Source organism: Neobacillus sp. MER 74 (assembly GCF_023714155.1).
In genome coordinates this window covers 88191-110583 of record NZ_JAMAUV010000007.1, presented here as the reverse complement: position 1 = coordinate 110583, position 22393 = coordinate 88191, and the positions used below count along the sequence as shown (strand labels likewise).

At 36.8% G+C, this 22393-nt stretch carries 22 protein-coding genes and 1 pseudogene; 9 read left to right on the top strand and 14 right to left on the bottom strand.

Features of this window, described 5'->3' with window-relative positions; all coding sequences use genetic code 11:
* Nucleotides 1–4: 4 nt before the first annotated feature.
* Together M3610_RS14025 and M3610_RS14020 are read left to right on the top strand one after the other, a co-directional pair.
* Nucleotides 5–1222: an ATP-grasp domain-containing protein gene (locus M3610_RS14025; RefSeq protein WP_251459896.1), complete on the top strand. Its 1218-nt coding sequence runs from the start codon at nt 5–7 to the stop codon at nt 1220–1222.
* Nucleotides 1223–1327: 105 nt separating this feature from the next.
* On the top strand, nt 1328–2356 hold the full coding sequence (locus M3610_RS14020; RefSeq protein ID WP_251459894.1) for a YheC/YheD family endospore coat-associated protein: 1029 nt from the start codon (nt 1328–1330) through the stop codon (nt 2354–2356).
* A gap of 138 nt (nt 2357–2494) precedes the next feature.
* On the opposite strand, the gene M3610_RS14015 is transcribed toward M3610_RS14020, so the two are convergent.
* Nucleotides 2495–3874: a Mur ligase family protein gene (locus tag M3610_RS14015; RefSeq protein WP_251459892.1), complete on the bottom strand. Its 1380-nt coding sequence runs from the start codon at nt 3872–3874 to the stop codon at nt 2495–2497.
* 323 nt (nt 3875–4197) lie between these two features.
* Between M3610_RS14015 and M3610_RS14010 the strand changes: the two are divergent.
* Nucleotides 4198–4712: pseudogene (locus M3610_RS14010) on the top strand (YbaK/EbsC family protein).
* 454 nt (nt 4713–5166) lie between these two features.
* Here the strand turns inward: M3610_RS14010 and M3610_RS14005 are convergent.
* The gene (locus M3610_RS14005) at nt 5167–5595 is read right to left on the bottom strand and encodes a VOC family protein (RefSeq protein WP_251459890.1); all 429 of its coding nucleotides are present in this window, start codon (nt 5593–5595) and stop codon (nt 5167–5169) included.
* A 178-nt stretch (nt 5596–5773) separates the two neighbouring features.
* Between M3610_RS14005 and M3610_RS14000 the strand changes: the two genes are divergently transcribed.
* Nucleotides 5774–6097 (top strand): hypothetical protein, encoded by a 324-nt coding sequence (locus M3610_RS14000; RefSeq protein WP_098574619.1) that lies wholly within the window; start codon nt 5774–5776, stop codon nt 6095–6097.
* Nucleotides 6098–6205: 108 nt separating this feature from the next.
* On the opposite strand, the gene M3610_RS13995 is transcribed toward M3610_RS14000, so the two are convergent.
* The gene (locus M3610_RS13995; RefSeq protein ID WP_251459888.1) at nt 6206–6598 is read right to left on the bottom strand and encodes a hypothetical protein; all 393 of its coding nucleotides are present in this window, start codon (nt 6596–6598) and stop codon (nt 6206–6208) included.
* Between the two features lie 169 nt (nt 6599–6767).
* Between M3610_RS13995 and M3610_RS13990 the strand changes: the two genes are divergently transcribed.
* Nucleotides 6768–7175 carry an SET domain-containing protein gene (locus tag M3610_RS13990; RefSeq protein ID WP_142333007.1) on the top strand — a complete coding sequence of 136 codons (408 nt, stop codon included), beginning with the start codon at nt 6768–6770 and terminating at the stop codon, nt 7173–7175.
* Between the two features lie 153 nt (nt 7176–7328).
* Here the strand turns inward: M3610_RS13990 and yyaC are convergent, their stop codons facing one another.
* Nucleotides 7329–7922 carry a spore protease YyaC gene (yyaC, locus tag M3610_RS13985; protein WP_251459887.1) on the bottom strand — a complete coding sequence of 198 codons (594 nt, stop codon included), beginning with the start codon at nt 7920–7922 and terminating at the stop codon, nt 7329–7331.
* A gap of 134 nt (nt 7923–8056) precedes the next feature.
* On the opposite strand from yyaC, the gene M3610_RS13980 reads away from it, so the two are divergent.
* Nucleotides 8057–8494 (top strand): GNAT family N-acetyltransferase, encoded by a 438-nt coding sequence (locus M3610_RS13980; protein ID WP_251459885.1) that lies wholly within the window; start codon nt 8057–8059, stop codon nt 8492–8494.
* A 42-nt stretch (nt 8495–8536) separates the two neighbouring features.
* On the opposite strand, the gene M3610_RS13975 is transcribed toward M3610_RS13980, so the two are convergent.
* The 5 genes from M3610_RS13975 to treP all read right to left on the bottom strand — a co-directional run bounded on the left by M3610_RS13975 (nt 8537) and on the right by treP (nt 14530).
* Nucleotides 8537–9571 carry an ion channel gene (locus tag M3610_RS13975; protein ID WP_251459883.1) on the bottom strand — a complete coding sequence of 345 codons (1035 nt, stop codon included), beginning with the start codon at nt 9569–9571 and terminating at the stop codon, nt 8537–8539.
* A gap of 257 nt (nt 9572–9828) precedes the next feature.
* Complete coding sequence (locus M3610_RS13970; RefSeq protein WP_251459881.1) at nt 9829–10506, bottom strand: SOS response-associated peptidase; 678 nt, start codon at nt 10504–10506, stop codon at nt 9829–9831.
* A gap of 124 nt (nt 10507–10630) precedes the next feature.
* Nucleotides 10631–11344 carry a trehalose operon repressor gene (gene treR, locus M3610_RS13965; protein ID WP_251459879.1) on the bottom strand — a complete coding sequence of 238 codons (714 nt, stop codon included), beginning with the start codon at nt 11342–11344 and terminating at the stop codon, nt 10631–10633.
* Nucleotides 11345–11358: 14 nt separating this feature from the next.
* Complete coding sequence (gene treC / locus M3610_RS13960) at nt 11359–13026, bottom strand: alpha,alpha-phosphotrehalase (RefSeq protein WP_251459877.1); 1668 nt, start codon at nt 13024–13026, stop codon at nt 11359–11361.
* Nucleotides 13027–13105: 79 nt separating this feature from the next.
* Complete coding sequence (gene treP / locus M3610_RS13955) at nt 13106–14530, bottom strand: PTS system trehalose-specific EIIBC component (protein WP_251459875.1); 1425 nt, start codon at nt 14528–14530, stop codon at nt 13106–13108.
* A gap of 1021 nt (nt 14531–15551) precedes the next feature.
* Between treP and M3610_RS13950 the strand changes: the two genes are divergently transcribed.
* Nucleotides 15552–16106 (top strand): GNAT family N-acetyltransferase, encoded by a 555-nt coding sequence (locus tag M3610_RS13950; RefSeq protein WP_251459868.1) that lies wholly within the window; start codon nt 15552–15554, stop codon nt 16104–16106.
* A gap of 173 nt (nt 16107–16279) precedes the next feature.
* On the opposite strand, the gene M3610_RS13945 is transcribed toward M3610_RS13950, so the two are convergent.
* The gene (locus tag M3610_RS13945) at nt 16280–17470 is read right to left on the bottom strand and encodes a M14 family metallopeptidase (protein WP_251459866.1); all 1191 of its coding nucleotides are present in this window, start codon (nt 17468–17470) and stop codon (nt 16280–16282) included.
* Nucleotides 17471–17559: 89 nt separating this feature from the next.
* Complete coding sequence (locus M3610_RS13940; protein ID WP_251459864.1) at nt 17560–17952, bottom strand: thiol-disulfide oxidoreductase DCC family protein; 393 nt, start codon at nt 17950–17952, stop codon at nt 17560–17562.
* Between the two features lie 199 nt (nt 17953–18151).
* Between M3610_RS13940 and M3610_RS13935 the strand changes: the two genes are divergently transcribed.
* Nucleotides 18152–18523, top strand: a complete 372-nt coding sequence (locus M3610_RS13935; protein WP_251459863.1) for a DUF2500 domain-containing protein — start codon at nt 18152–18154, stop codon at nt 18521–18523.
* A gap of 316 nt (nt 18524–18839) precedes the next feature.
* Nucleotides 18840–19481: a phosphatase PAP2 family protein gene (locus M3610_RS13930; protein ID WP_251459861.1), complete on the top strand. Its 642-nt coding sequence runs from the start codon at nt 18840–18842 to the stop codon at nt 19479–19481.
* A gap of 125 nt (nt 19482–19606) precedes the next feature.
* Here M3610_RS13930 and M3610_RS13925 read toward each other — a convergent pair whose 3' ends face one another.
* The 3 genes from M3610_RS13925 to M3610_RS13915 form a co-directional block, all read right to left on the bottom strand.
* Nucleotides 19607–20284, bottom strand: a complete 678-nt coding sequence (locus tag M3610_RS13925; protein ID WP_251459859.1) for a DUF2642 domain-containing protein — start codon at nt 20282–20284, stop codon at nt 19607–19609.
* A gap of 190 nt (nt 20285–20474) precedes the next feature.
* The gene (locus M3610_RS13920; RefSeq protein WP_251459857.1) at nt 20475–21833 is read right to left on the bottom strand and encodes a hypothetical protein; all 1359 of its coding nucleotides are present in this window, start codon (nt 21831–21833) and stop codon (nt 20475–20477) included.
* Between the two features lie 59 nt (nt 21834–21892).
* Entirely contained in the window at nt 21893–22390 is a 498-nt protein-coding gene (locus M3610_RS13915) for a hypothetical protein (protein WP_251459855.1), read from the bottom strand.
* Between the last annotated feature and the right edge of the window lie 3 nt (nt 22391–22393).

The window sequence follows — 22393 nt, the reverse complement described above, 5'->3', positions numbered from 1 at the left end:
GCTTATGCGAACTATTGTATTTATTGAAACGAATAAATCTGGATCTAGTAGAGAAGCCATAAAAGCTGCGGAGCGACTCGGCTATTTTACGGTGTTATTCACCAATAGACAAAAGTACATGCAGCAAAGAACAGAATTTCCAGAGGTCCATCAAATGATTTTAGTGGAATTATCCAATCTTGATGAAATAAGAAAAAAAATCCACAATCTACATCAACAAGGTAAACAAATAAAAGCCATTATGAGTTTTGTACATTCTTATGTCCATTTAGCAGCAACCCTGTCAGAAGAATTTTGTTCAACGGTCGTTTCTACCGATGCCATTTTAAAAATGGAGAATAAAGTTTTAACTCGTGAGCTTCTGAAAGGACACCCCAATTCTCCCTATTATGAACTTTATAATTCAAATGATTATTCCTTAGAGTACTTTGTTGATATTGCTAAAAACTATTTACCTCTTATTGTAAAATCCCCCACTTCTGCCGGTTCAAAAGATGTGATGTTGGTAAAAGACGAGAAACAGTTAAAGCTCGTAATACAAGCATTAAAGAAAAAAAATAAACAGATTTTACTGGAAGAGTATTTAGAAGGACCACAATTTTTAATTGAAGTTTTAGTACACAATGGAAAAGTTCATATTGTCGCGATCATCGAACAACAAATTACTTTTTTACATCGATTTATCGTAACTGGATATAGCCTACTTCCACATGTCAATCAAAGAATGTACGATAGTGTCCTGGACACAATAACTTCCATCTTAAAGCCGTTTGATATGAGAAATGGTACCTGCCACCTTGAAATGCGTCTTGTAAATGGAGTGTGGAAATTAATTGAAATTAATCCGAGAATCTCAGGCGGTGCGATGAATCGAATCATCGAAGTAGGCTATGGAATTAATTTAGCAGAAGAAACCATCCAACTAATGTTAGGAAGGGAGCCTCGCCTTACGAAAAAACACAGGAAGTATGTTTATGCACATTATTTAACCGTAGATTCTAGAGGAATATTACAGAAAGTAACGGGGAAAGAACTCAGCTCTCAATATCCGGGTATAGAGGAGGTTTATATTAAACCTCGACAAGGACAGATCGTCCGTCCGCCTTTATCAATGGGTGATCGTTGTGGATACATTTTAGCATCCTCCTATAATAAATTAGAAGCGAAAAGAAATGCCATCCGAGCAGCAGACAATATACATTTCTACATTGACCCCATTTAAAATTCCTGAGTGACAATAATGATCATCGTGATCGTTTAATGATTAATCATAAATTGCTAGTCTTTTAATGAGAAAAATGATTTTGGAGAGGTGAAAAGAAGTATAATGACGCTAATTGGCATGCTTCATCATCGTCGAGATCCAAGTAAGGTAAAGAAAGCTTATGCTTATGCTGCTGTAGCTAAAGCAGAAGGTGTAACCTTTTTTTACTTTACCCCAGGGAAGGTGAATATTAAACAGCAAACAATTTTGGGGAAATCCTATGAAAATGGCCGTTGGATTGAAAGAGAATTTCCTTTCCCAGATGTCATATATAATGCAAGCTATCTTTCGAGTGAGAAAACGCAACACATCTTTGATTATTTGTATGATAGGATTCCGTTTACTAGTCATTCGATTGGGGACAAATTATCGGTATATAACAGAATTAAAAAAGCAAATAAATTTAAACATTACCTTATCCCATACTACGAAATAACAAACGTGAAAATTTTTTTTGACATGATCGATCGTTATCAAAAAGTAATTATCAAACCATTATCTGGCCATCAAGGTGGAGGTGTTGTTTTTATAGAAAAAGATGGTTCAAACTATTACAAAATAAATGATGCAGGGGTCGAATCAGTTATTAATGAAAAAGGAATGCTAGATTGGTTATCTCATAAAGTGCAAGAACAAGAGTACATTATTCAACAGTTTATTACCAGTCAAACAAATTCTGGTCATGTTTTTGATTTCCGGTTGCATGTCCAAAAAAATGGAGAAGGAAAATGGGTAATAACTTCTATTTATCCAAGGATTGGGCGTTTAGGGACGATAACTTCTAATATGGCCAGTGGTGGCTATAGCACATATTTGGACATTTTTTTAAAAACAGAGTTTGGTGACTCCTGGTTTGATATTAAAAGATATCTTGAACAGTTTGCAATCAGTTTTTCAAATCATTTTGACTCTTTATATGACAATGAATTAGATGAATTAGGAATAGACGTCGGAATTGATGCGAGCCAAAAATTATGGCTTTTTGAAGTGAACTGGAGACCAGGTCCGCCAAATATATATAGTCTTGAATTAGATGTAGCGAAAAATACAATTTTGTATGCAAAATATTTAGCGGATAAAAATAAAGATTAAATGGCAAACAAACATATAACACGAATACATGATACAACAAAAGGCAGCGTACCGATCATGAATCTCAACTCCAATTGTGAACAATTGGGTTGTTATTCAGAAAGGGAGCTGCCTTTTAATATGTGAATTTTCTATTATTTATCGTTTTAAAAAGTCGATGATATCATCAAAGTCTGAGTCATTCCCGCCCGTTTTGAAATATACAATGTCATTTGGCCGTAAAAATGAAGCAAAAAATCTTTTCATCTCATCTGGATCTGAAAAATGATAAACATGCTGCGGCTTTACTCCTGCCTCTATAGCAGGCTTTTGAAAATCTTTTGCAATAAACCCTTTAGTGATGAGAATATCTACCCCCGAAGAAGCAATTAAATGTCCTGCCTTTTCGTATTCTTCATCGGCATATTTTCCAAGTGCCGCCATTCTTCCCAGAACAGCAATTTTTCTTTGGGATGGCAATGCAATCTTGCTTAATGTCTCTAAGCCTGTTCTTAAAGAAGCTGGATTTGACTTCCACGTATCATCCACCAGTATGGTTTGATTTCGACCATCCATTACTTGAAAATGGGATCTCATGTGTGGATAAGAAGCTAATCTTTTTAACGCATAGTGAATATCGACACCTAACATGGCAGCGGCTGCTACTGAAGCGACTGAATTATATACACTATGCTCCCCAAGACCCGGTATATATCCTCTGTATTCATTTTGCATATATTCCATCCAAAATGTCATACTTGATGACGTATATTGATATCTCTTAATCCTAAAAATAGCATTCTTGTTTTTTCCGAATGTGATAATCTCTCCCTTAAATTTAGAGGTATCGATCGAGGAGAGATAGGGGTCGTCCGAGTTTAGAATGAGAATTCCCTCATTGTTCATCCCTTGCATAATCTTTGCTTTTTCTGCTAGATAATCATCAAATGAACGAATTTGGTCTGTATGATCCACATCTATCATCGTCAAAATCCCCATTGTCGGGTAAAAATACTTACAGGACGCCTTCATATCCCCTTTTTTAGATACGGCTGTTTCAAACACTGCCACATCCGTATCTTCCTCAATTCCCAATAAATATGAAAGGTTGTAATAATCGGCATTTTTACTAGAAATGGTTGACTGCACATTATGAGTATCTTCTAAAATGTGTTTTAACATTTCCTTCGTCGTAGACTTTCCACATGTACCTGTAATGGCCACGACAGGAATGCTAAACAGGTGCCTGTAATACGAGGTGAATTTAAAGAAACTATCTTTAAGATTCTTTACCATAATGATTTGATTAGGATGTAAACTTTCCATGTGAGAAAATGGGGTATCTGTAACGATAAATACATTTTTGTACTTCTTTATCCTTTCAACCGGCACCTCTCGATTGTTAAAACGAAAATATAAAGTATGACTCCCAATTTCAGATCTGTCATCAGTGACCGTCTCAATCCAGATCCCTTTTTGCTTTTCATGAGGCTGAATGTTCATGGCAGTTAAAATGTTTTCCAATAATAATGTCTTCAAAATGTCCCTCCTGAAGTTCCTTTTTTGAAAAAAGCATCTACCCTTAATACTGTCCGATAAGGTAGAAGTGATTAAAAATTCAAAGGCTTATATATCATATGACATGTCCCCTAATGCAGGTGTGTGATAACAACTCAGGCAATTAGCGGAAATTGTCATGCGAAGGGAACGATTAGAGGTGAATTGTTCCCATGATTTCCGAAAAAAAGAGCCCACGGGACCAAATAGATGTTTAATAGGTACAACACATGTCAACTTTTCGCTTTATCCCCTTAAAGTGTGTTATTATTCATAATATTACCAACCTAGAAAGGATGAATAAGATGTCATTGGAAAGTGTAAAAGCCCATTTTAAACAATGGGATCGTGAAAAGGATGTAATGGAATTTGAAACCTCCAGCGCAACTGTAGAGCAAGCGGCTGAGACAATTGGAGTGGCTCCAGCCCGAATTGCTAAAACTTTATCTTTTCGGGGGAGCGAAGATAAGGCTATTTTGATCGTTGCCGCAGGGGATGCAAAAATCGAAAATAAGAAGTTTCGGGAACAGTTCGGTTACAAAGCACGCATGCTCTCTCCCGATGAAGTCCTCGAACAAACCGGGCATGCCATTGGTGGTGTGTGTCCGTTTGGATTGAATAAAGAGTTAGACGTGTACTTGGATATCTCCATGCAGCGCTTCGAAACACTATATCCAGCTTGCGGAAGCACCAATTCTGCGATTGAATTAACGAAAGAAGAGTATTTACATATTCTTTTGCAAAGAAATGGATTGATGTATGTAAAGGTTGGGAAGAAGAGGAAGTGCCATCACAAGAAAGTCATCAAATCGAGGTTTAAATTAAAGGATCACCCTAGATGCCAGTTGAGTTATGCGGAGGAATTCGTTCAACAGTAACTATAGGAGCCCTTTGATGCCCGTTAATCGATAAAAACATGACCAACGGTAACCATAGGAGCCCTTTGATGCCCGTTAATCGATAAAAACATGACCAAAGGTTACCATAGGAGTCCTTTGATGCCCGTTAATCGATAAAAACAAGACCAAAGGTAACCATAGGAGTCCTTTGATGCCTGTTAATCGATAAAAACAAGACCAAAGGTAACCATAGGAGCCCTTTGATGCCCGTTAATCGATAAAAACAAGACAAACCGTAACCATAGGAGTCATTTGATGCTCATTGATCCAAAAATATCCCACCCAGGGGAATCAATAAAGGACTATATGCTCACCAATAAGTAAATCAAAAAAAGACCGAGCAATTTGCCCGGTCTTCTATCATTCATAAACCAATTACATAGCACTTTCCCCATTATCGTAATTAAATTGCCATTCAATACCAAACTTATCTTTTAGGGAACCATAGCATTTGCTCCAGAAGGTTTCTTGAAGCTCCATGACTACCGTACCGCCTTCTTTCAGTTGGTTAAAATATGACCTAATCTTATCCAAATCTTTATTAACAATAGCTAGGCTTATGTTATTACCTGCTACAAACGGCATCCCAGGGAAAACATCAGAAAACATAACGTTACTTCCATCAATATTAAGCCTTGTATGCATGACCAAACCTTTTGCTTCTTCTGGAAGCGGATAATCTGGGTTCTGCGGCGTTTCCCCAAACGTCATAATTTGCGGCTTTTCTAAGCCAAATACCTCCGCGTAAAATTCTGCTGCCTCACGACAGTTCCCATTAAAATTAAGATAAACATCCACTGACATGTGTGATAACCCCTTTTTTATAAAATATAAACATTGGTAATTGTACCATTTACTGGATTAATTTCAAATTTCCAATTAGTCCAAACTCATAACCTGACCCAGATAAATAATTCAGTTTCCGAGCGAATACACTTTACAATCATCCGATTTTGAATTTACAGAAAGAAGGTAACTTGTGATGAAATTCAAAATACATCGTTGTAATTGTCGGAAATTATGGTCCATTCAAACGCGAAAAACAAAGTTTACAGCCATTTCCGTACTCGTCGATGGAAGGTGGGGCACAGAATTGAAACCCCAACGGAAATATAACCCCAAAGGATTTGTGACAACAAATGCAAAACAAGATATTATTGTTAATCCAACAGTAGAAGAAGTAGGGAAATTTGAAAAAGTGGCAAAACTGATTTATGACAAAAAGAATGTTAATTTTAACGTTCATCAAGGCGAATCATTATTCTTTGCCGAAGACGGCACCTGTTATCTACTAAAAAGATTATAACTATTAAACATTTAATAATTAAAATGCTTCTGAACTAATTCTTCAATTTCGTCACTATTTTTATAAACGAAAATCCCCCGCATCAAAAAATACGGGGGCCTTAGATCGTTATCTAGGCGTGATTGGTTTCACGCTAATAGCAGGGGAGGTAGTCGAAATAATACATCCTTCTAAATGATTGGAATTTAACAAGCCTAAATTTAGAGCTGCCTTAATTTTTACCTCATCGGGCTTTTTCACTACCTGGATCAGTTCGTTCATCTGTAACTCTTCTAATCTTTTAATGGTTTCAACTTCATCATATTTTTCAGTCTTACGAATTTGCCGTTGGAGTTTATAGCCACTAATGGTAATTTCACCTTTATGATCCGTACCCACTAGATTATTAAAATATTTTTGAAAAGCATCCTTTAATGTATTCATTTCCATTTCTATTTCTTTTTTCTGCTTATTCAACTCGTAATACTTCACCAACATTTCACCCGTAATCAAATTCCCCATTTGTGCCCTCCTCTTGTTGCGAACGTATATTCTTATTTTATGATTTACCTCTTCAAAAAAGAACCTGAAAAATGGGGGTGAAGCAAAAAACATTTGCTTTCTTGTTTAGTTAATGGCAAGCTATATAAAGAGTAAAAACTTCATTGGAAAGATTGAATAGGTGATTAACATGATTGAGGTAAAGACATCCAAACTTAGTGATGGGGAATTAAATAGAGGAGTATTTGCAACTCGTGATATCGCAAAAGGGGAGCTGATTCATGAAGCACCCGTTATTCCTTATCCAAATGAGGAGCATGTACATATTGAGAAAACGCTGCTTGCTGATTATGCGTTTGAATATGGAATCAACCACACCGCACTTCTCTTAGGGTATGGAATGCTATTTAACCATTCATATGAGCCGAATGCTACATATGAAATTAATTTTCCAAATCACACGTTTGACTTTTATGCATACAAAGATATCAAAGCAGGGGATGAAATCCTAATCAACTATAATGGTGAAGAAGACAATAATGACCCGCTTTGGTTCAATAAAGATGAATCGGAAAATGGAGAAAAGGACAGATTATAGCAGCGGCGCTGCTTCATCTGTCCTTTTTCTTTGTTATAGAGTCAATTAGTGCAAATACACGTGAAAGTCCGGGCCACTCCTGAGTCATTAATATTTTAATTATTTGAAATATCTGTTATTATGAAATGGTCCAAAAAAACGAACATTCGCTTCTTAGCATTGTTGCAAAATTGGATGGAACGATGGATATTTATAGTATTGTCTTATAGCTAGGGAAATCCCTTTCGCAATATTTGTGGCCATTGTATAAATAAGATGAAGGTTCGTTGATAGTAGAGAGCATTCTAATGTTGGGTCATTTTCCAACACAACTCCCATAATGCTGCAGTCTCCAATCGGGGGAAGACTTTTTCCTAATCCGGACCCAGGCAGGAGGGACCCATCACGAACCACGATGGAATTTAAGATTCTTTCTGAACCGAGAACACTATCGATGGCAATGACAAAACTATTTTGGGGCAGAGTAATCTGTGAAACCTTAGGGACAAGTGTTTGTCCATCTAGGGGTGACTGCAGATTCCCGACTACTGTTAAGTGTTGTGGATATAGATCATGAAGCAAGGTACCAACAAATGGACCAAGACTGTCACCATTTATTACATTTGAACCTATTCCAATCACGAAAATATGATCTGTTCCTTCTGGAATAATCGAATGTAAGCTGTCACGAATAAATAATGGCGCTAACTTATGATTAAATGGAATAATTTTTTCAAACAGATCGAGCCTAACATTCATAGCGTTCATCTTTATTTCCCCCAAGACCCAAAATTCGAAGTAGTAAACTAGCAAATTTCGTAGTTGTTTGATCATGTTTAAATATTCTGCATTTATTGAAATTATCCTTCTATATTAAATTAAAAACCTGGAGGAATTTACGGATGATTATTCAAAAAGCAACGATGAATGAATTGGGACCGTTAACTGAATTATTTGATTTATATCGGGTCTTTTATGAGCAAAAGTCTGATTTTGAGGGTGCACAAGAGTTTCTAAAAGCTAGATTAATGAACGAAGAATCTATTGTTTTTTTGGCGGTTGAAGGAAATCATCCTGTTGGTTTTGTTCAGTTGTATCCCACCTTTTCTTCGGTAAGTATGAAGCGCTCATGGGTACTAAATGATTTGTATGTGAAGGAACAATACCGTGGAAAGGGCGCTGGAGAACAATTAATAAATAGGGCGATTCAGTTTGCCAAAGAAACTGGAGCAAAAGGAATTATGCTGGAAACAGGTAAGGAAAATCACAATGCACAAAGGCTCTATGAAAAAATTGGTTTTGAAAAAGAATCAAATTATTTTTATTATTATTCCATTTAAAAAAGGATGCCGGTGGTGGCATCCTTTTCGTGTGCGGTCATTCTATTGGAGAAGGGAAATGGTCTCTTTATCACAAATCACAAAAAGCTGTGCATTTTCAGGGATATTACTATCCAGCTTTTGATTTATTTGAAGGTCACCTCGGTCTGCCACTAGGGTTGCCCCTTTATTCAAAAGGTCTTCAAAGGCATCCCGGTAGGTCTTCCATTCAGGTCGAGTAGGAATTTCATACATGGCTTCTCCATATTGAATGCTCATTAATTCAGAATACATATGTATGACACCGTGGGAAAATAAGGATCTTACTGCGGCGTGTGAGATCATTTCTTGAGTAGGAATAAACTCATCGACATTTACATGCTCAAATAACCGGATGTGTTTTTGATGAATCACCTCGGCAGTGACGTGAATTGATTTATTTAATTCTTTTTCTATGGTAGTGATGGCGGTTGCTATTAATAATGTTTTTCCGTCAATGAGAACAGGATCTGTGGTTGCATAATTATCCTGAGTGATTTGGTCGGCAAAAATAATGACTCCTGTAGCCTTTGGTAAATTTGCATTAAGGAGAGTTTCTTCATCGGTGGCATCACCGCGCACATAATATAGCCGCTTCTCCATCAATGGAGCTTTTTCTAAATTATCAATAATAACAATTTCAATTTTTTTATCAGATTTTAATATTTCTTCAATAGCTAATTTAGACTTCGCACTCCAACCAATCAAGATAATATGATTTTTACCAGTATATTTCATTTTGCCCCCAACTTTCATTTTATCAATTAGATAGATTGAATTGATGACTTTTCCAATAAAAACGCTGACAAGTCCGATTCCTGTGATATACAAGAAGATTGTATATACTTTACCGGCATGGGTAACGGGGGCATAGTCTCCAAATCCTACGGTTGCCAGAGTAGTCAAAACCCAATAAATAGAGGTAATATAGGTTTTAAATGTTTTCGGTTCGATAAGTAAAATTCCTAAGGCTGCCATTAATATGTATAAAAGGACAAATGGGATAAAAATTTTATCCCGAACCTTTATTAAATGATAAAGCATTTTTCTCATTTTCATCCCCATATACATCCAACCCTATCTATATCAAGTAAATATGACTTATATTTCCCTATTTTTGTAGATTAATGAAGTGTTACCAGAAGTTTTGATTATTTAATTCCAAAAAAAAAGGAAAGTGGACGAACCACTTTCTTAAAGAAGGAAAACTTTTATGGGTTAGTACATCATATGTAGCAGCATGTACAGGCATGTAGTAAACCTGTCCATAATAAAAAAAATAATTTTAAAAAAAGGGCCCATTTTTTTAAAATGGACTAACAAATTTTTTGTATAAGCCCAATTGAGTTATTTTTTGGTGAGTTAACTAAGGAAGATACTTCGTAAGATTCCATCAGGCTTTCATCGAATGGGACGAGTAGTTTATTTAAATCATTGGGATTTGACAGGGATGGATCCAACCAGATTTTTTCATCTTCTGGTTTCAATATAACTGGCATCCGATCTTGAATATCTTTCATAAGGTCATTTGGTCCGGTTGTAATGACAGAACAAGTATAGAGTGTTTTTCCTTCGGGAGATTTCCAAGCTTCCCAAATTCCCGCCATCGCAAACAAATCATCGGACTTTAGTTTAATCCGCATGGGGGTCTTGCTTTTATCCTCATGCCGTTTCCATTCATAAAAGCTGTCAGCAAGGACTAGACAGCGCTTTTTTTGGAAAGCTTTACGAAAGCTTGGTTTTTCGGCCAAAGTTTCTGCGCGTGCATTGATCATTTTATGGCCAACGGCCGGATCTTTTGCCCAAGGCGGAACTAACCCCCATTTTAAAAATCCCATCCGATTAGACTTCCCATCATTTATGACAGCAAGGACCGCCTGGGAGGGAGCAATATTAAAACTTGGCTCATAATTTTCTTGTTCCATAAAGGCTTGAATATCGAAACGATCGATGATTTCTTCGAACGTTGCTGTTAATGTGAATCGGCCGCACATATTATTTCCACCTCACGATTTGGATAGTTCTATTGTAGCAAACTTAATGGATAAAAATCCTTTCCAAACGAGTAGAAATGAAAAGAAGACCGCTAGTATGGAAAAGCGGTCTTCTTTACTGAAATCAATGGGATCTGCGAGCAAAATCGACAAATCGAAACTTATCGGGACGATGCCTTGATTCGGTGTATTGAAAGAGGGTGGCATCATCTAAATATACGAAGTTTTTAATGACGACAACATTGTGAAAACCCTCTAGGTCCAGTAGGGCTCTGTCTTCTAATGAAGGCTCCTCCACGACAATTTCCTTTTTGGCAAAGCTAATTGTCAAGTTCAATTCATTTTCAATATATTGGTAAATCGAATCAGCACAAATTTCTTCTGTAAGGGAAGGGACGTATTTTTTTGCTAAGAAATCTTTATCCAAGATAATTTTCTCACCGCCCATTTCCCTTGTCCGAAGGACTTTCCACACAAGATCTTTACTGCCGAGTTGAAGCTGTTGTCTAACAAAACCATCCGGCTTGATTAACTCAAGTTCGTTCACAATCGTTTTCGGTTTACTGCCCATTTTATTGGCAAGTTCTTTAAAACTTACCAGTCCTGAAATCGGAAAGTCAAATTTGCTGATGTCGATTACAATCGAACCTTTTCCTCTAACTTTCTGGATATAGCCATTTTGTGAGAGCAAATTTAACGCCTTCCGGATGGTCTCTCTGGATGTCTCGAATTGATCTTTTAATTCGTTTTCAGAGGGGAGAAGCGTTTGGGGCGGGATCTCGCCGCTTTTAATTTGCTCCACAATGATGTTATAGATTGTTAGATACTTGTTCGTCATAAGGACATCTCCGTTCATCTTTTCAGGTAGTACACGATTGACTCATATGGCCTTAATAAGATGTCCTGGCCAAGTGCAGTCGAATCCTCATAATTAGAGAGTAACATCTCACTATTATCTACTTCAAGATGTAAATGAGCAGGGAGGACGAAGGTATGCTCTTTGCCATAAAAATTATTAATGACGAGTACTTGTTCCGTACCACTTGTCCTTAGATAAGCAAATACAGCATCATCCTGATTGGAAATCGGCTGATATTCTCCATCCGTAATCACATCATACTCTTTTCTCATTTTAATCAATTTTTGATAGTGGGAAAAGATAGAGTTAGAATCTTTGAGTGCCTTTTCCGCATTAATTTCTTGATAATTACGAGCCGTTTCAATCCATGGAGTACCACTTGTGAAGCCAGCATGTTTGGTTGCATTCCATTGCACTGGAGTTCTTGAATTGTCACGGGATTTTTGTTTCAAGATTTCAATAATCTCCTGCTCATCCATGCCTTCATTTTTCTTGATATTAAAAATATTTAACGATTCAACATCCCGATATTCATCAATTGAGTTAAAGTTTGGATTGGTCATTCCAAATTCTTCCCCTTGATAAATATACGGAGTACCTTGCAGCAAATGAAGGGCAGTTGCCAGCATTTTCGCGGACTCTTTATGATACTTTTGATCATCACCAAAACGAGAAACAGCCCGTGGCTGGTCATGATTACACCAGAAGAGGGCGTTCCAGCCGCCGCCTTGATTCATTCCCACTTGCCAGTCAGATAAGATTTGTTTTAAGGAATGAAAGTCAAAGTCTGCTTTCGTCCATTTATCACCATTTGGATAGTCGACTTTCAAATGATGGAAGCTAAAGGTCATGTTTAACTCTTCTTGTGTTGGGTTCGTATACTTAATGCAGTTATCGATGGATGTCGACGACATTTCCCCAACCGTCATAATATCGTATTTCGAAAAAACCTGTTCATTCATTTCATGTAAAAATTCATGGATTCTTGGGCCGTCTGTATAGAATTTGCGGCCATCACTGTCATCCTGCGGGAAATTTTGGTCTTTAGAGATTAAGTTGATGACATCAAGACGGAAACCATCGACACCCTTTTTTAACCAAAAGTGCATCATTTCGTATAGGGCAGCACGAACTTTTTCATTTTCCCAGTTAAGGTCTGCTTGGGTAACATCGAATAAATGAAGGTAATATTGGTCGGTGTTCTCGTCATATTCCCATGCCGAACCACCAAATTTTGATTCCCAGTTCGTTGGTGCTTGGCCGTTCTTGCCATCCTTCCAGATATAAAAGTCACGATAAGGGTTATCCTTCGAGCTTCGTGCTTGTTTAAACCATTCATGCTCTGTTGACGTGTGATTGATGACGATATCCATAATGATTTTTAAGCCGCGTTTGTGGGCTTCTGCTAATAAGCAGTCAAAATCCTCCATCGTACCATATTCTTCCTGAATGGAGTAGTAATCGCTGATATCATAGCCATTATCCCGTTGTGGAGATTTATAGATCGGAGTAAGCCAAAGGACTTCCACACCTAGTTGTTTTAGATAATCTAATTTTTCAATGATGCCTTTAATATCGCCGGTCCCATTTCCGGTCGTATCATTAAAGCTTTTCGGATAAATTTGATAAATGACTGCTTTTTTCCACCAGTCTGTTGTCATTTTTCAGCACCTGCCTATAAAGTAATCTAATGAGGAAAAGGAGGGAGGATGTCCCCCTCCAAACTATGTGATTTTGCTGTTATTTTTTTAAAGAAAATTTATTCATGCGTGTTTTAGCAAAGACAACCGTTAGCATGAATGGAACTACAATGGCTACTACCATGGCAATCGCGAACATTGCCATATGCTGCCCCTGAATTGATAAGAATCCAGGAATACCACCGACACCGATAGAGTTCGCCATAACGTGGCTGCCAACGGAGACAACGCCTGCAATCATAGAACCAATCATTGCAGCTAGGAATGGGAAGCCATACTTTAAGTTAATTCCGAACATTGCCGGCTCTGTTACTCCTAAGTAACAAGAGATCGCTGCTGGGATCGAAACTTGTTTTTCTTCTTCATCCTTACGATTAATAAAGATCATCGCCAGAACAGCAGAACCTTGGGCGATATTAGATAGAGCAATCATTGGCCATAGGTTTGTACCGCCAAGCTCACTCATTAATTGTAAGTCAATCGCATTTGTCATATGGTGTAAACCAGTGATAACCAGCGGGGCATAAGCAAATCCGAAGATTGCCGCAAAAATCCAGCCAAATGCTGAAGTTAAGCTAGAATACACCACATGAGAAATTCCTGAACCGATACTCCAGCCAATAGGTCCTAATACGGTATGAGCAATTAACACTGTTGGAATTAAAGATAAGAATGGAACGACAATCATGGAAATGGAATTCGGAACAATTTTACGTAATCTTGTTTCTAAGAATGCTAGTACTAATCCGGCTAAAATCGCTGGGATTACTTGGGCCTGGTAGCCAATCATTTTAATCTTGGCAAAACCGAAATCCCAGAAAGGAATTTCTTTTGCATCTGCTACACCATAAGCATTAAGCAATTGCGGAGATACGAGTGTAATACCAAGGACGATCCCAAGGATTTGCGAACCACCCATTTTTTTCGTAACCGACCAGGTAATGCCGACTGGAAGGAAGTGGAATACCGCTTCACCAATCAACCAGAGGAAAGCATGAACGCCCGCCCAGAACTGAGAAACCTCGGTAATTGATTTTGTTCCACCCTCAAGTAATTTGATATCTCCGATGATGTTTCTAAAGCCTAGGATTAAACCACCAACAACTAGGGCAGGGATTAAAGGTGTGAAGATCTCTGCAAGGTGGGCCATCATGCGTTGGAGCCAATTCATATTTTGTTGTGCGGCTACTTTTGCTTCTTCTTTAGAAGTGCCATCCACACCAGCAATTTTGACAAATTCATTATAAAAGCTAGATACTTCGTTCCCGATGATGACTTGGAATTGTCCAGCTTGAGTAAATGTACCTTTTACAAGTTTAATTGATTCGATTTCCTTAACATCGGCTTTGCTTGGATCGTTTAAAACAAAGCGCATTCTTGTCACACAATGAGTGACCGCAGCAATGTTCTCTTTGCCTCCAATGTGTTTTAATAGATCTTTTGATGGATCTGTGTAGTTCGACATTTGTCTTTCCCCCTGTTTTAAATGGGTAAAACCCCATTTTTTATCTTCTTTTTTTATTCACTTAGTATACAGACTGTGGCTACGTTTTCATTAAGCTTCAGATGCTTGTATATACAAGTTGTGATTACGTTTTCATTTTAACTTGTATATACAAGTGTGTCAATGGTGAATTTATATTTTAAATATTACAAAAAACGTAAAACCAATTAGGAAAATTCAATTTTGAAAAAGGGAATTTCTTGTTTTTTTCTGTGCCTTTCGTCTCACTTTCTCACTTTAAAGCAATAATGATTGATAGAATTTTTAGAAAATGTTAATATAAAGATGTTTAAATTCTTCTGAGTTTAGACCTCCTAATTAGGGACTTGGCATAGACCACCAAGTTCTCATTTAAACCTTTGAATTCATTCAAAGGTTCTTTTTTATGGCTGTTTTCGTAATATTGTTGTTTATGGAACCGATTTAAACATAAAGATCTACAGAAGGAATTATAATTTGGACACACTTGCCTTTGAAATCCCGTGAGCTATCTGAAGACGAACAATGTTCGGACACACTTGCCTTTAAAATCACGTGATTTGTCCGAAGACGAACAATGTTCGGACACACTTACCTTTAAAATCACGTGATTTGTCCGAAGACGAACAATGTTCGGACACACTTGCCTTTGAAATCCCTTGAGCTGTCTGAAGACGACCAAAGTTCGGACACACTTGCCTTTGAAATCCCTTGAGCTGTCTGAAGACGACCGATGTTCGGACACACTTGCCTTTGAAATCCCCTGAGTTTTCCGAAGACGAACAATGTTCGGACACATTTGCCTTTGAAATCCCTTGAGCTGTCTGAAGACGACCGATGTTCGGACAAACTTGCCTTTGAAATCCCCTGAGCTGTCTGAAGACGACCGATGTTCGGCCACGAATCGAACACAGCAACAAAGTTACGATTAGCGTTTTTTTATAAAAATCAAGATTCCTGGGTACTTTGGTAATATATGAGAGGCGCAGGAGGCAAACAGCAATTGGAATTTAATACAATTAGTAAATGGGATGCACAATTATGGAAGAATCAAATCAGCCCTATATACCACCGGGCATTCGATGGAAAGGGAGCAAAGCCGGAGAAAATCATTCGCAATATGTTTCGCAAACAACTTTGTTCCTTACATATCGGGATCGTGGAGAATCAGGTAGTGGCCATGGCAGTAACAGGTAAACTGGAAGGCACCGATGCTTTAATCATTGATTATCTTGCTGTTGATTCCAAGTGGCAGCATCGCGGGATTGGCATGGAAATGATGCGGTATATCCAAAAATGGGCACTGACCAAAGGAAATGCGAGAAGTATAGTGATTGAAGTCGAATCGGAGGAGACACCCGAAACACAAGCCAGAAACCAATTCTGGAAAAAATGCGGCTTCACCATGACAGAATACATACACCATTACATATGGGTCCCCGAATCCTATCGTGCTATGTATTTAATATTGGTGCCTGACACCAATATACCTAAACAAGGTGAGGAACTGTTTAAGTATATTGAAAGGTTCCATAAGGCATCGTATCAAGGGGCATAATCAGGACCTGTAAAATAATTAGTTGTTAAGCAGGTCTTTTAAGGGATGTGTTGTAAATAAATACTGAGGTTTTCATCCAATGGGAAATTAATTATGGTGTCATTTGGGATATAAATCATACAAAATCTACTTAAATAAAGAGAGAGGAGGCTGTATTTCTTCAGCCTCCTCACTTACATATAAAGTCCTGCTAAGAAAATTCCCAATGACTTTTTATAAATGTCATCAAACATGGACAATGGAAGTGGATTGATACCACGACCGAGCTCAATTGTAAATCCTGTTCGCTGCCAGTCTTGAATAAACCAATCCTTGTATCCCGCGTAACTGGCAATCGTTTTCACCGGTTCATATCCACTGACCCGGCTAAATTCCTTGACGATCACCTCAGACTCAGCAGGCTCAAGATTCTCAAATCCCCAATAGATGACCTCTCCCTGTGTATGGAAGGCCAGCACTCGTGTAAAATCCCGTTCTTTTGTCAGATTTGCCATCGCAATGGCTTCGGGCTCTAATAATGGTTTTTCGCCCACATAGTCCCGTGGTCCAGGTTCATTTGGGTTACGGGCTTTCTCTAATTCCCATCTAGCCGGGAATTGATCATTAAGGTCAACACCTCTAATATTTGCTTTCCATTCTGTAAAGTCTGTGCTTCCTTTATTAAATTCAACCACTCTTTTTTGCCATTCTTCCTTATCAGGTGGTCCATTTAAAACGAGCTCGACTCCATCCGGATTTACCATAGGGACAATTGATAAAGTACTTTGTTGGTAGAGGGGAGAAGCATTTAGTCCTCGAATAGGTTGATGATTTGTTAAGGATAATAGGTAATCATTTAAAAAAGTCATAATCGCCAACGAAGTAATCCATTCATTAGCATGAAAAGAACCATTATAATGAACCCTTTTTTCACCTGTTCCAATCAGGATCTCAGGAATTTCTTTTCCGAGTACGGTCTTTCCAATGTTTGAAATTTTTAAAAATGGATATATCTCATGTAATTTATTGATATCTGTTAGCAGTTGACTGTAATCATATTTTTGTCCATTTTGAACTAATCTCCAGTTTATCCTGGTTGGAACTTTTATGGTTTGGCCCGGACTTAGGGTGGATGCCTTTACTTCAGGGTTAATTAACTCCATTGCTTTTAGAGGGAGGTTCATCTTTTGAGCAATGCTCCATAAGGAGTCTCCTCTATGAATCTGATATTCCTTAGCAACAAAACCAGGGATCTGTACCTTCTGGCCAACACTAAGATTATTGTGATCAATCTTTGGATTGGAATCATTAATGAGTTGTAAATTTACCTGAAACATCTGGCTGTAATTCCATAGTGAATCTCCTTTTCTAACAATAATCTCCATTTTGCCCTCCTGCATGATAAAAATTGTTTAATAATATCTATGCTTAAGGGAATAAAATATTAGTTAGAAATTGAGTGTCAGGCGAACCATTATTCTAAAAATCTTTCTTTCCACTCTGGTAAAGGAAGCATACAACTTTCTTTTTTACCAAACCATTTATATCTGTTTTTTGCCACAATGTCATAAAGGAAGTCCCTTGAAAATGGAGGGAGGAACCGAAGGATTGATAAAATAGGCCACGCACTTCCCAACTTGCTGCACACACGAAGTGCTGCACTTGATTTGACATACGCTTTACCATTTTCTAAAAGAACGAAACTATTTAAATCTTTGTTCAAGCCATACTTTTTTAAAAGTGCTTGGCCCGTCTCGCTTTGGAGAGAAGTAAACTTGAAAAAGCCAATAGTATCTCTTTTTATTATAAATTGCACACTGTTGTTACACAGATTACATATTCCATCAAATAAAATGATTCGATCCAAAGTGTTTCACCACCTTATTTCTTCGTGATTTTTTCTTTAGTTTAGCATATTTTCAGAAGGGGTTCTTGTATATCTACTTCGACTTTTTCATTGTTAAAAATATTCTTGCAAAATGGGAAATCCATCCTATATATTTGAGCAAAGGGCAAAATAAATTTGTGTGTCTTCAAATATAGAGAGATAGAAGGGGGTGGGGAGAATGGGCTTTCATGATGGTTTTGAAATCTTTGATATGATGTTTATCATTATCCCTATTTTTATTGTTATTGTAGCAGGCTTCATTTTGTTTGCGGTAATAAAAGGGATTAAAACGTGGAGTCATAATAATAAACAACCTCGCTTAACTGTAGTGGCAGTTGTTGTATCTAAAAGAATGAGAGTGAGTGGAGGAGGGGATGACCATTCTTCTAGTACATGCTACTATGCCACATTTCAAGTTGAAAGTGGTGACCGGATGGAATTCAGTGTGGGCGGGCGGGAATATGGTCTTCTGGCAGAAGGAGATGTCGGCGAGTTACATTTCCAAGGCACAAGATACCATGGCTTTACACGAAACCAAGCAGGGGCATAGGAAGCTAAAGGAAACCCAAAAAAGGAACAAACATGAGAAACCAAAAACCAATGGTTTCTCCATTTTTTAAAGTCAGTGTCCATTGGATACGGACAAATCCCCAAAGTGTCCACAATTGGTGCCTGACACCATATAAAGCCACCATGTAACAACACCATTTAAAGACATTAAAGGAATTTGATTTTCCAGGTGAATTTTCTTTAGAAATTAGGAAAGTATGTTTATTTCCACGATTTATATGGTATTATGTAATGTGTTCGACATTTTCAAGTTAGTATTCTAGGAAAATACAAATTGTTTTTAGGAGGGAACTTACTTGAAGAATATAATAAAAAGAGCTCCCTACTTACTTTTCTTGCTGGTCATTCCCGCTTTGGCCAAAATATATGAATTATTAAATTCCCGTTCACATAGATCGATTGATATTAGTACTTCTATTGACCATGCGATACCGTTTTTGTCAGTGTTTATCATTCCCTACATCATCTGGTATGCTTATATCTTTGGGTATCTTGTATACTTTTGTTTTAAGGATACAAAAGTATACCTGAAGACGTTAATATTAATTGTTGTGGGAGAGTTAATTTGTTTTGTTATATATTTCTTTTTTCAAACAACAGTTCCAAGACCAACCATAGTTGGGAATAATTACTTTAACAATATGGTTCAATGGATTTATGACCATGATCGTCCTTTTAATTGTTTCCCAAGTATCCATGTGCTTACTACTTTTACAATCATGCTTGCTTCACTTCATATAAAAAATAAACACGTCATTCACCATTTATGTATTCATATCATTGGTACTTTAATTATCGTTTCAACGTTATTTGTAAAGCAGCATGTCATTTTCGATATGATTGGTTCCATGTTCCTTGTTACATTCCTTTATGGGATTGCGTTCGAATTATTAGCATTTAGCCAAAAAACAGAAACTGCTTTTCTTAAAGAAAAATAGTTTATTATTTTAATAAGGTATTAATTCTTTCTAATAAAAAGAGTGTCTCTAGACACTCTGTTTTTTTTGAAAGAAAAGCCGGTGCTTGTTCACTAATTACCCACTCGAACACTTAATTTTAGACATTAAGTCATATGGATTGTTTTAATATGTTGAAGATTAATAAAGACCGGATCTTCTTTTGCGCCAATTAATTCCACAAAATTATCCTTAATCGCTTTTACCTTTCCAATAACATTTTCATTTTCCGCGATATTAAAGACAATCAATTCCCCAGTCAACTTTTCAATTTGAACCTCGAATGATCTTGCAAAGGTAATATTACTTGGATTCACTGGCAGATTAGCGTTACTTAAACCGTATGGACGTTGATTATTTGTGTAAGGAATTAACCATTTTAAATGGTTTAATGAGATAAACATGGTTTTGTAAATTGGCGAGTAGAAGACAAAATAATTATTCATAATACTAATAATATAACCATGTAAAGCTTGGTTACTCGTTACATATATTTCTGTAAAAATCCCTTTAGCAGCTGTTAATGTTTTTCGCAATGAGATTTCTTCGTTATTATTGTAAATAGGTGCTGGTTCGTCATTAAGGGAAATTCCATCGAAGTTATTAATTTCATCTTGTATTAAATAACGCCAGTTTTGGCAATGTATAGCTGGGATGTATAGGTAGTCATATCCATTAAAAATAACCCATAAATCGCTGCCTACATCAATAAGTAATCCTTTTATGATTTTCTTCCCAGAAATCTCTAATTGGATATATTTACCGATATTATCTTTCAACTTCATATTCTCACATCCTCTCCTTTGTTTTCCCATTTACAAAAAGAGGTGGGCTTAAAACACGATTAACCGATACCTTGGATACTTCGTTTTGAATGCCCACCTCATATTTGTATGGGGTTTGGGGATCGTAACAGGGGAATTTTGGGGAGTAAACAAATACTACTATTCAATTTTAAATTTATATTTCATAAATTTAAAATCTAGTTGCCCGATTGTTTCTGTTTGGCCATCCCGCAAAAGGGAAAGATCTTGGACTGTCATTATTAACTGGTTCACCAGCAAATCGAAGGACCTTTTGCTCAGGTTCTTTTTGTTTCCATACATTTTGACTGCTGTTTAATGTAGTTTCATGTTCTGTTTTCTTAGCAGAATTTACCGTCTCTTGTGTTTTCGTTGCTCTTGCTTCAGTTAGTTGTACTTTAAATGGTGGTGCAGGATTATTTTCTGTATTTACAATAGCTGCTGTTTCTTTAACTGTTTTCATTCCATCTGATTGATGGTTTTCTTTCAAATTGCTCCGCTTTGTATCTTCAGACTTAATATCCTTAGTTCTCATTTCAAATGATGATTTTGAAGAGTCCTTTTCATTTGTTTGAGATTTTTTTGCCCTAAAGATATTTGTAGGAATTTCCTCCTTGGATTGAACCATAGTAGATTCAATTTTAATTGGCTGTGACCAGACCATAGTGTTATTAGGTTCGATTGCTTCAATCTTATGCTCCATTTCACTTTTTTCCATTAGTGATGGAGATGTAACTGAATTGCTGCTGTCTTCCTTTGAGGTCACGTCTGATTTATTTTTTGTTTTGTTACTAGTTTTTTTGGAAGAGGAATCCGATTTATTCTTAGATTTGTTTTTACTTCTTTTGGAAGATGATGATGATGAGTTAGATTTACTCTTAGATTTTTTATCACTTCTTTTGGATGAAGATGAAGATGATGAAGATGATGAAGATGATGAATCAGATTTATTCTTAGATTTGTTATCACTTTGATCGGAAGAAGAATCAGATTTATTTTTGGCATCGTCATTTTTTTGGGAAGAAGAGTCAGATTTATGGTTAGAACTGTTTTCATTTTTTGAATTACTTTGCGAACTAGCATTAGTTGATACACTGTTTGTTCCTTCTTGATTAACGTATCCTTTTAAAATGTTAGAAATTTGGCTTAATTTAATTAAGATTTTTTCTTCTCCATTAATGAGTGTTGCAAAATCTTCATCCACCTGGCTCATTATGCCATTAAATTTTTGTTTATTTACACAAAGGATGGTTATCCAATTGTTTTTAAAGGAGTTTAACACCTCAGTTAAACTTTGTGTTCTTATAAAATTGGCTGTTGTTTCTTCACTCTGAAATAGTTTCGTATTTTTTGTGATTGCTTGAATCTGTTCAAAACTATAATAAAAGACATAATTATTATTGTCTTCCACGATGATGTGATCTCTCTCTACACCAATCAGTTTACCATTAACTATCTCTTCACCTATATATAGATTTACATTATAGCCTAATAATAAATCCAACGAAGATGAGATTTTATCTAAACCCATTTAAGTGTCCTCCTTGGAGATAACTATATCGCTTCTCCTAATGAGAAGCGATATGGTTTTTATTTGTCTTTTTTTTGTTTGCCTGAGCCATTCCGAGGCTCCTGTTGACCTTCTACATCTTCTTCAGGCTTTTCGACTTTTAATCCGTAGCTAATATTTCTAATGTGGAACATCGAGAGGCGAACGATTTCTTCTTTATTAATTAAAGAAACATAATCCGTAGCTACTTCTCCTAATACACCCTCTAATTTCTCTGGGCCTCCACGATTAATTTTGACCCATTGGTACATTAAGGAAGATAACATCCCCTGAAAGTTATCTGCTTTTTTAAATTCGAATTCTTCAGGAACCTCAATATCGAACTCTAACTGATCCTTTGCATTCTCCGTTACACTTTTAATATGATGTGTGCAGTAGTATACGACACCATCATCTTCTGTAAGAAGGACCAGATGGTCATCATAGACATCCATTAATTTACCTATTCTTGAATCTGGGCCACCTCGATCGATCTTAACAATTTTACCCACCAAAGACTTCATCATGTCTCTATTCATAAA